Genomic DNA, 9,251 nt, shown 5'->3' on the forward strand with positions numbered 1-9,251 from the left:
GTCACCGCCCCGGTCGCCCCGCGCGCCACCGGCAGCGTCGACCTGGCCGCCCCCGACGCCTGGAGCTCGGCCCGCTCCAGCACCGTCGACCCGGCCTCCGCCCATGACCCCGCCCCGGCCCCGGACTCGGTCGCCGCCCCACCCCGCGGCACCCGCGACCGCGGCCGCACCCCCCTCTTCGACCAGTACGCCGACGAGGACCGGCCGCGTGCTGCCAACGAGTGACGGGCCCTTCACTGACCAGCGAGGAACGGATTACCAAGCACCCCGGAGGGGATGCTAGAGTTTCACTCATTGCAAGGGCCTGTGGCGCAGACTGGTAGCGCACCTCGTTCGCATCGAGGGGGTCAGGGGTTCAAATCCCCTCAGGTCCACCGCAGCTCAAAGCCCCCGCCGGGGATATTCGGCGGGGGCTTTCTGGTGTCCGACGCCCGTGCGGCGGCGATCAGATGGAGCGGTTTTCCACGCTGACCATCCAGGCGTGTTTCTCCAGGGAGTCGATGATCGCGTGCAGCAGGTCGGCCGTGGAGGGGTCCTCGCTGTCGACCTGGTCGTGGAGGGTGCGGAGGGTGTCGACGGTGGCGCGCAGGCGGGCGGTGATGAGGTCGACGACGGCGCTCACGCTCGCCTCGCCCGCCGGGAACGCGGGGAGTGTGGTGGTCGCTGCCACGGTCTCGGAGCGGCCGTCCGGGATGGCGGCCAGGGCGCGCATGCGTTCGGCGATGGTGTCGGCCGACTCGCGGGCGTCGTCCACGATCTGATCCAGTTGAAGGTGCAGGTCCCGGAAGTTGTGGCCGATCACGTTCCAGTGGGCCTGCTTGCCCTGGAGATGCAGTTCGACGAGATCGACCACGATCTGCTGCAACGCTTGGGCGAGCTGCGGCGAGGCCGTGAATCCGGCGACGTCGCTCTCCGAACGTCGGGAACCCCCTGAAGAGGCCATGGCGTGTCTCCTTCGCAAGCGCCGCAGAGCAGACCCCTGGCACAGGAGGCCCGTGTTCGTATGCGATCAAGCCTTAAGGACGTCTCTCCGCGCCGCCACCGCGCTTGATCCGCTCGGGTGGACGTTCGGCCGCCGGGGCGGGGCGGGGGCGGATGAGCTCCGGTAGCTGAGGGGAATGAGTACCCGGCGCGATCCGCGGGCGGCTCGTGCGCGGTTGGGTGGAACGGTGAACGAGACAGCTTCCGCGGGAACGGATGCCGACGAGGCGGCCGGCGCCGCGTATGACCGGCGAGTCCGTACGGTGGCCAAGGTCGGCCTCGCACTGCTGGTGCCCACGGTCGGCGTCAGCATCGTCCTCGCCCTCATGACGGAGCGGGCCGCCGATTGCGTCATGTACGGCAACCAGTGCTCCTCCATACCCGGCGCGGTGATCTTCGGGTCGTTTCTGGCGTCGGCGGCGTTCGGGGTCTTCGCCGTCGGCCGCGCCCGGGAGCGGCTGCCGTTTCCCTCGGCGCGGTCGTGGGCGGTCAAGCCGCGGGGGACCGCTCAGGTGACGATGGCGATGCTGCTGCTGGCCTCTCCCTGAGCGTTCGGGAGGCGCGGGGGAGGGCGCGATGTCATGGAATCGTGCTTACCGCGTTCGTGTTTGGTGCGGGCCGGGGGACAGGTGATGGCGCAGGCCAGGGGCACGGGCATAGTAGGTGCCCGGTCCTGTGGCCCCATGGCGTGAAAGCGCCGTAGGGCAGAGGGCGGCACAGCACATCACAGCACAACAACTGCACCGCAACTGGGGGATAAGGCTCCATGCCACTCATACGCCGTTCCACCGTGGCGGCCGCGGCCATGACCGCGCTGCTGGTGGTCTCCGCTTCGGCCTGCGGGCCCGGTGACGACGAGGCGGCTTCCTCGTCGAACTCCTCGGCCGCGTCCACCGGGCAGCAGGCCAAGGACGGGATCAAGCTGCCCGATGGCGTCCCGACGAGTCTGGACGACCTGAAGAAGTGGAAGGAGGGCGGCTGGAAGGACTGGGACAAGTGGGCCCGCAAGGCATCGGAATTCGCCAATCCGATCATCAAGAACTTCTGGCAGCCGTCCAGGATGGCCAAGGCGAAGGACTCGTCGCACACCGTCTCCACACAGAGCGCCGGCCAGGACCAGGCGGCCACCGACCCCGAGCCGCCCGCCGTGCCGGCCAAGCAGGTCTCGCGGCCGTACCACCAGAACATGGCGCCGGTCGGGAAGGTGTTCTTCGACAGCCCCGAGGGGCCGATGGTGTGCTCCGGGACGGTCATCGACGACCCTGCCCACCCGGGGAAGTCCAACCTGGTGTGGACCGCGGGCCACTGTGTGCACTCCGGCAAGCAGGGCGGCTGGATGCGCAACATCGTGTTCGTGCCCTCGTACAACGACAACGGACTGCCGGCCGAGCAGACCCAGTCGGCGGCGCAGAACGAGGTCAGCCCCTACGGCGTGTGGTGGGCGGACTGGTCGCAGACCTCGTCCGAGTGGATCGCGAACGGCGGTAAGACCGGCGGGGTGGGGTCGGCGTACGACTTCGCGGTGCTGCATGTGAAGCCCGAGAACGGCGGCGGCAAGTCGCTGCAGGAGACGGTCGGGGCCTCGGTGCCGGTGTGGTTCGGGGCGCCGTCGGCCGACCAGGTGAGCTCGATCGGCGCGTACGGCTATCCGCAGGCCCCGCCGTACGACGGGGCGAAGATGTTCAACTGCACCAGCAGGCCGGGCCGGCTGTCGTTCTCGCCCACCTCGCCGACGATGTACCGGATCGGCTGCTCGATGACCGGCGGTACCTCGGGCGGTGGCTGGTTCGTCAACCACGGCGGTAAGACGGTGCTGGTGTCCAACAGTTCGATTGGCTCGTACGGACACACCTGGCTCGCCGGGCCGCGTCTGGGGGCCGAGGCCAAGGGCGTGTTCGAGGCCATCAGCAAGAAGTTCGCCGGTCAGGGCTGACCGGCTCGCAGACACGCGACAGGCGTCAAGGGGCCCGCTCCGCGTTCGGAGCGGGCCCCTCGTCATGGGCTTACGGATGGCTTATGGGCGCGCTCGTAAAGCCATCCGTAAGGCCCGTCGCATCCGTCGCGTCCGTCGCGCTCGCGGCACCCGTCGCATCCGTAAGGAGCTTGGCGTAGCAGCGGCTGCTCTCCTCGAAGCGGTAGAGCCCGAACTTCGTCACCGGTGCGTAGCCGGACGAGGTGTACAGCCCGATGGCCTCGGGCTGCTCGGTGCCGGTCTCCAGGACCATCCGCACCCGCCCCGCCTCCCGCGCGCTGTCCTCCAGCGCCGCGAGGATCCGCCGGGCCAGCCCCCGCCCGCGCGCCGCGCGCACCACGAACATCCGCTTGATCTCGGCGTCCCCGTCCTCGTAGCCCTCCTCGCTCCGCTCCTGGCTGCGCCAGCCGCCGCTCGCGACCGGGGTGCCGTCCGTGTCGTACACGATGAGGTAGAGGCCGTGCGGGGGGTCGAAGTGGGCCGCGTCCATATGCGTCAGATCGCCCTCGCCGTAGCGCTCGGCGTACTCCACCTGCACTTCCGCGTCGAGTTTGCGGGCGTCAGGGTGATCGTAGCGAATGACTCGAACGTCCATGCGGTGGATCGTACTTCCATGCAGGGGGAGGGGCCGTTGATTTTGTCGCGTATCGTGCCGGGCGTGCTCACCGTGACGACCGTGAATGTGAACGGGCTGCGTGCCGCCGCCAAGAAGGGCTTCGTCCCCTGGCTGGACGGTACCGCGGCCGATGTGGTGTGCCTCCAGGAGGTGCGCGCCGAGCCCAAGGAGCTGCCCGAGGCGGTCCGCGAACCCGACGGCTGGCATGTGGTGCACGCCCCAGCGGCGGCCAAGGGCCGGGCCGGGGTGTCGGTGTACGCCCGGCGCGAGCTGGAGGGCGTCCGGGTCGGCTTCGGGTCGTCCGAGTTCGATGGCAGCGGCCGCTATGTGGAGGTCGATCTTCCGGGCGTGACCGTCGGCAGCCTGTACCTCCCCTCGGGTGAGGTCGGCACCGACCGCCAGGACGAGAAGGAGCGCTTCATGGCGGAGTTCCTTCCGTATCTGAAGGAACTGCGCGAGCGCGCGGCGGCCGGTGGGCGCGAGGCGCTGGTGTGCGGCGACTGGAACATCGCCCACCAGGAGGCCGACCTCAAGAACTGGAAGGCCAACCAGAAGAAGTCCGGCTTCCTGCCGGCGGAGCGCGCCTGGCTGACCAGCGTCTTCGAGGAGGCGGCGTACGTGGACGTGGTGCGCGCCCTGCACCCGGACGTCGCGGGTCCGTACTCGTGGTGGTCCTACCGAGGCCGGGCCTTCGACAACGACGCGGGCTGGCGCATCGACTACCAGATCGCCACCCCGGGGCTCGCCGGGCGCGCGGTCAAGGCGGTCGTTGAGCGGGCGGCCGCCTACGACCAGCGGTGGAGCGACCACGCCCCGGTGACGGTGGCCTACGGCCCGGCTCACTGAGGTCGTGGCTCCCACGAGCTGAGCTCACTGCCCCCCGGAGTGGCCCCTGGGCGGCGCCTCGCCCAACTCCGCCCGCATCCGCCGGTTCATGGCCATCGTCAGCTCGGCGTCCACCACGCTCGTGGCCAGCGGCCGCAGCCGCTCCACGGTCTCGCCGACGTCCTCGCCGCGCTCCACGGCGTCCGCCAGCACATGGGCGCGCAGCAGTGTGACGAAGGTCTCGGCGATCGCGTCCACATGCTCACGCACCTCGCGCGCCGCGCCGAGCACGGCGGCCAGCGGGACGCCCTGTTCGACCAGGGTGTGTGAGACGTCCAGCAGGCGGTGGCTGAGGTGGACGATCTCGTCGCCGTCGACGGCCAGATAGCCGAGGTCGAGGGAGGTGCTGAGGTTCTCCGGGGTGACCTCGCCCTGGAAGTAGTCGGCGAGCGCCTCGGGCCTGAGCCGGACCGGGGTCTCCGCGGGCCAGGAGGCGGCGGCGCCGGGCAGCCCGAGCAGCTCGGCGACGTCCCGGCGGCCGCTTTCGAAGGCGGCGAGCAGCTCGGCGATCCCGCCGAGGGTGTGGCCGCGCTCCAGCAGTGCCGCGATCGTCCGCAGCCGGGCCAGATGGTGGTCGTTGTACCAGGCGATCCGGCCCTCGCGACGTGGCGGTGGGAGCAGCTTGCGCTCCCGGTAGAAGCGCAGGGTGCGCACGGTGATCCCGGCCTTCTCGGCCAGTTCCGCCATGCGGTACTCGCGTACCTCGTCCGCTTCGCTCGTCGCCACGAGGAAAGCCTATGCCGCGGCCGGTCGGGTGCGACCGCCGGTAACTTCGTTATCCACAGCCCCTACCGCTTGGTGGATCCCTGTCCTACGCTCCCATCGTGCCAGTGATTGCTGGCGCGGTCGTATTCGCGTTCGTGGAAGGCGGCGGCATGGCTGGGCTGACGCATGAGCATGTACGGGTAGCGGTGATCGGGGCCGGATTCGGCGGGCTGGGAGCGGCGGTGCGGCTGCGCCGTGCGGGCATCACGGACTTCGTGGTGCTGGAGCGCGCGGACGCCGTCGGCGGCGCCTGGCGGGACAACACCTATCCGGGCTGTGCCTGCGATGTCCCGTCGCATCTGTACTCCTTCTCCTTCGCGCCCAACCCCGACTGGCCCCGGAACTTCTCCGGTCAGCCCCATATCCGCGCCTATCTGGAGCGGGTCGCCGACACTTTCGGGCTGCGGCCGCACCTGCGCTTCGGCGCCGAGGTGCGGTCCCTGCGCTGGGACTCCGGGGCGGTGCACTGGGAGGTGGAGACGGCACGGGGCTCGCTGACCGCCGATGTCGTGGTCGGCGCCACCGGTCCGCTCGCCGATCCGCGGATCCCGGACATCCCGGGGCTCGACGGCTTCCCCGGCGCCGTCTTCCACTCCGCGCGCTGGGACCACACCACCGATCTGCGCGGCAAGCGGGTGGCGATGATCGGCACCGGCGCCTCGGCCATCCAGATCGTCCCCGCCATCCAGCGCGAGGTCGGCCGGCTCACCCTCTTCCAGCGCACCCCGCCCTGGGTGCTGCCACGGATGGACCGCCGGATCAGTGGCCTCGAGCGATGGCTGCACTCGAAGATCCCGGCCACCCGGTCACTCCGCCGCGGGGTGCTGTGGGGCATCCGGGAGCTGCAGGTCGGGGCCTTCACCAAGCGGCCGGGCGAGATGCGGTTCGTGGAGCGGCTGGCCCGCGCCCATATGCGACGGGCCATCAAGGACCCGGGGCTGCGGGCGGCGCTGACCCCCGACTACCGCATCGGCTGCAAGCGCATCCTGCTCTCCAACGACTACTATCCGGCGCTCGCCCAGCCGCATGTGGACGTGGTCCCGACGGGGTTGAAGGAGGTGCGCGGCAGCACTCTGGTCGGTGCCGACGGCACCGAGACCGAGGCCGACGTGATCATCTTCGGCACCGGCTTCCATGTGACCGACGTCCCCATAGCCCAGCGGGTGACCGGGGCGCGCGGGACGACGCTCGCGGAGGAGTGGAAGGGCGGGATGGAGGCGCTGCGCGGCACCAGCCCGGCGGGCTTCCCCAACTTCCTGACCATCATCGGGCCCAACACCGGCCTCGGGAACAGCTCGATGATCCTCGTCATCGAGGCGCAGCTGGCCTATATGGCCGACTATCTGCGCCAGTTGGACACCCTCGGCGGCAAGGTCGCGCTGGATGCCCGGCCGTCGGCGGTGCGCGCCTACACCGACATGATCCAGGAAAGGATGGCACGCACGGTGTGGAACACCGGAGGTTGCGACAGCTGGTACCTCGACAACGGCCGCAACACCACCCTGTGGCCCGGGACGACGTCCGAGCTGAGGAGGGTCACCCGGCGCGTGGACCTCGCCGAGTACACGGTGGTGCGACCGCGCACCGGGCCGGTGAAGGCCACGGTGTCCACGGCCGGTGCGGGGAGGGGATCGCGGTGAGGCGGGCTCCTTCGCTGCCCTCGGGGTCGTACGTCCCGCCCGTGCCGGAGCGCGAGCTGACGGTCGTCTCGGCCGACGGGAGCCGGATCCACACGGAGCTGCACGGGCCCGAGGACGCCCCGGCCGTCTTGCTCGCGCACGGCTGGGTCTGCACCACGGCCTTCTGGGCGCCGGTGGTGCGCGCCCTCTCGGCCGACCACCGGGTGATCCTCTACGACCAGCGGGGCCATGGCCGCAGCCCGGCCCCAGGACCCGGCGGTTACAGCACCCACGCCTTGGCCGACGACCTGGTGGCGGTGGTGGAGGCGACCCTTCCGCCCGGTCGGCGGGCCGTGCTTGCGGGCCACTCCATGGGTGCGATGACGCTGATGGCCGCCGCCGACCGTCCCCTGCTGCGCGAGCGTGCGGCCGCCGCGGTGCTGTGCAGCACCGGTGCCTCACGGCTGATGGAGCTGTCGCGGGTGGTGCCGCTGCGCTCCCCGCGGGCACGGGCGCGGGTGCACCGCCTGCTGCTGGGCTCACGCGCCCCGCTGGGTCCGGTCACCCCGCTCTCCAAGCGGCTGGTGCGGTACGTCACGATGGGCCCCGGCACCGCCCCGGCCACGGTGGAGGTGGCCGCGCGGATCCTGCACGCCTGCCCCCGCGTCGTACGCGCCGGATGGGGCCGGGTCCTGGCCGACCTCGAACTGGACGCGCGGGTCGGTCAACTGACCATGCCCACGGCCGTCATCGTCGGCACCGCCGACCGGCTCACCCCGACCGAGCACGCCCACACCCTCGCCGCCGCACTGCCGCACTGCACCGGCCTGACCGAGCTCCCGGGGCTCGGCCATATGACCCCGCTGGAGGATCCCGAGGCGGTCACCGGGGTGATCCGCGGCCTGGCTGAGGAGTACGGGACATCCCGGGAAACTGATCTGACAACTTTTCAGGACTCCCACTTCCAGGAATCCCGCCCCACCTCTCAGGAATCCCGCCCCACAACAGCGACGGAAGCCGGGCACACGGCAGTGGAAGCGAAGGAGCAGACGGCATGAGTGCGCGCAGGGGCCTTGAGGGCCAGGTCGCGGTGGTGACGGGCGCGGCGAGGGGCGTCGGCGAGCTGCTCGCCCGCAAGCTCTCCGCACGCGGCGCGAAGGTCGCCCTGGTGGGCCTGGAGCCCGAGGAGCTGAAGCGGGTCTCGGAGCGGCTGCCCACTGACTCCGCCTACTGGCACGCGGATGTCACCGACGCCGAGGTGATGGCGCGGGTGGCGGAGGAGGTCGTGGAGCGGTTCGGCGCGGTGGACATCGTCTGTGCCAACGCGGGCGTGGCCCAGGCCGGTCCGTTCCTCGACACCGATGAGACGGCCTGGCGGCGGGTGATCGAGGTCAATCTGCTGGGCAGCGCCACCACGGCCCGCGCCTTCCTGCCCGCGCTGACCGCCAGCCGCGGCTATCTGCTGCAGATCGCCTCGCTCGCCGCGATCGCGCCCGCGCCCATGATGACGGCGTACTGCGCGTCGAAGTCCGGGGTCGAGGCGTTCGCCCACAGTCTGCGGGCCGAGGTGGGACACCGTGGGGTCCGGGTCGGCGTGGGCTATCTGAGCTGGACGGACACCGATATGGTGCGCGGCGCCGACCGGGACGAGGTGATGCGCGAGCTGCGGCAGCGGCTGCCCTGGCCCGCGGGCCGCACCTATCCGCTGGGCCCGGCGGTGGAGCGGCTGGTGGCCGGCATCGAGCGCCGGTCGGCGCATGTGTACGCGCAGTGGTGGCTGCGCGGTATGCAGTCGATGCGTGGCTATCTGCCCGCGTTCATCCATGCCGTGGGGCGGCGCGAGATGCGCCGCGCCGAGCCGCGGCTGGCGGCGACCCGGGAGGCGCGGGGCGGCCTGGTGGGCGAGGGCGGCGCGGCGGACGAGAAGGCGCGCACGGCGGGCACCGTGGGCACGGAGCGTCACCAGTAACGCTCCGTCAACCGTCCTGACCTGTGCTTTCTTCGGCTCCTCCGGTCCGGAATGCGGAGAAAGTCAGTGCGTGTAACTCTTGTCGGGCCCGACGCCATTCACCCGATGAGGAGTGACACATGGGCCCCAAGGACCAGTCGAACGAGAAGGCTCAGCAGGCCAAGCGGAAGCAGCAGGGCGGGCGGAGCCAGGAGCCGCGGCGCGGTCAGCAGACGCCGTCCGGTGAGCGCATGCAGTCGGCTGAGCGCATGCAGTCCGGTGAGCGCATGGAGGAGCGCTCCCGCCGGGAGCCGGGGCAGGAGCAGCGCCGTGGCCAGCAGGACCGGCCGGAGGCCCACGGGCAGTCCCAGCGGACGGGCCGTGAGCGCCGTCAGCCGGGCACGGGTGACGAGATGATGGACCAGGAGCCCTTCGAAGAGATGTGACGCACAGAGGGCGGGAGGG

General features: G+C 71.1%; 10 protein-coding genes, 1 tRNA gene and 1 pseudogene. 9 read left to right on the forward strand and 3 right to left on the reverse strand.

Annotation, left to right across the window (positions count from 1 at the left end):
• Together GWI24_RS34190 and GWI24_RS34195 are read left to right on the forward strand one after the other, a co-directional pair.
• A pseudogene (locus GWI24_RS34190) lies at positions 1–225 on the forward strand (hypothetical protein); the annotation flags it as partial.
• A gap of 75 nt (positions 226–300) precedes the next feature.
• Positions 301–374: transfer RNA gene (locus GWI24_RS34195), tRNA-Ala, on the forward strand.
• A gap of 71 nt (positions 375–445) precedes the next feature.
• Here GWI24_RS34195 and GWI24_RS34200 read toward each other — a convergent pair.
• Positions 446–943 carry a Dps family protein gene (locus tag GWI24_RS34200; protein ID WP_210949936.1) on the reverse strand — a complete coding sequence of 166 codons (498 nt, stop codon included), beginning with the start codon at positions 941–943 and terminating at the stop codon, positions 446–448.
• Positions 944–1,169: 226 nt separating this feature from the next.
• Between GWI24_RS34200 and GWI24_RS34205 the strand changes: the two genes are divergently transcribed.
• Positions 1,170–1,529: a hypothetical protein gene (locus tag GWI24_RS34205; protein WP_210949937.1), complete on the forward strand. Its 360-nt coding sequence runs from the start codon at positions 1,170–1,172 to the stop codon at positions 1,527–1,529.
• A 218-nt stretch (positions 1,530–1,747) separates the two neighbouring features.
• The gene (locus GWI24_RS34210) at positions 1,748–2,914 is read left to right on the forward strand and encodes a serine protease (protein WP_210949938.1); all 1,167 of its coding nucleotides are present in this window, start codon (positions 1,748–1,750) and stop codon (positions 2,912–2,914) included.
• Between the two features lie 70 nt (positions 2,915–2,984).
• Here the strand turns inward: GWI24_RS34210 and GWI24_RS34215 are convergent, their stop codons facing one another.
• Positions 2,985–3,548, reverse strand: coding sequence for a GNAT family N-acetyltransferase (locus GWI24_RS34215; protein ID WP_210949939.1), 564 nt, complete (start codon positions 3,546–3,548; stop codon positions 2,985–2,987).
• Between the two features lie 63 nt (positions 3,549–3,611).
• Between GWI24_RS34215 and GWI24_RS34220 the strand changes: the two genes are divergently transcribed.
• Complete coding sequence (locus tag GWI24_RS34220; RefSeq protein ID WP_210949940.1) at positions 3,612–4,415, forward strand: exodeoxyribonuclease III; 804 nt, start codon at positions 3,612–3,614, stop codon at positions 4,413–4,415.
• A gap of 24 nt (positions 4,416–4,439) precedes the next feature.
• On the opposite strand, the gene GWI24_RS34225 is transcribed toward GWI24_RS34220, so the two are convergent.
• Entirely contained in the window at positions 4,440–5,141 is a 702-nt protein-coding gene (locus GWI24_RS34225) for a MerR family transcriptional regulator (RefSeq protein ID WP_210949944.1), read from the reverse strand.
• A gap of 188 nt (positions 5,142–5,329) precedes the next feature.
• Between GWI24_RS34225 and GWI24_RS34230 the strand changes: the two genes are divergently transcribed.
• From GWI24_RS34230 to GWI24_RS34245, 4 genes are all read left to right on the forward strand, one after another.
• Positions 5,330–6,859 (forward strand): NAD(P)/FAD-dependent oxidoreductase, encoded by a 1,530-nt coding sequence (locus tag GWI24_RS34230; RefSeq protein ID WP_210949945.1) that lies wholly within the window; start codon positions 5,330–5,332, stop codon positions 6,857–6,859.
• Entirely contained in the window at positions 6,856–7,896 is a 1,041-nt protein-coding gene (locus GWI24_RS34235) for an alpha/beta fold hydrolase (RefSeq protein ID WP_210949941.1), read from the forward strand. Before GWI24_RS34230 ends, GWI24_RS34235 begins: the two co-directional genes overlap by 4 nt.
• Positions 7,893–8,807: an SDR family oxidoreductase gene (locus tag GWI24_RS34240; RefSeq protein ID WP_210949942.1), complete on the forward strand. Its 915-nt coding sequence runs from the start codon at positions 7,893–7,895 to the stop codon at positions 8,805–8,807. The genes GWI24_RS34235 and GWI24_RS34240 overlap by 4 nt, the downstream gene beginning before the upstream one ends.
• Before the next feature lie 119 nt (positions 8,808–8,926).
• The gene (locus tag GWI24_RS34245) at positions 8,927–9,232 is read left to right on the forward strand and encodes a hypothetical protein (RefSeq protein ID WP_210949943.1); all 306 of its coding nucleotides are present in this window, start codon (positions 8,927–8,929) and stop codon (positions 9,230–9,232) included.
• The last annotated feature ends 19 nt before the right edge of the window (positions 9,233–9,251 follow it).

The organism is Streptomyces sp. MK37H (genome assembly GCF_018035285.1).
Classification (GTDB): Bacteria; Actinomycetota; Actinomycetes; order Streptomycetales; family Streptomycetaceae; genus Streptomyces; species Streptomyces endocoffeicus.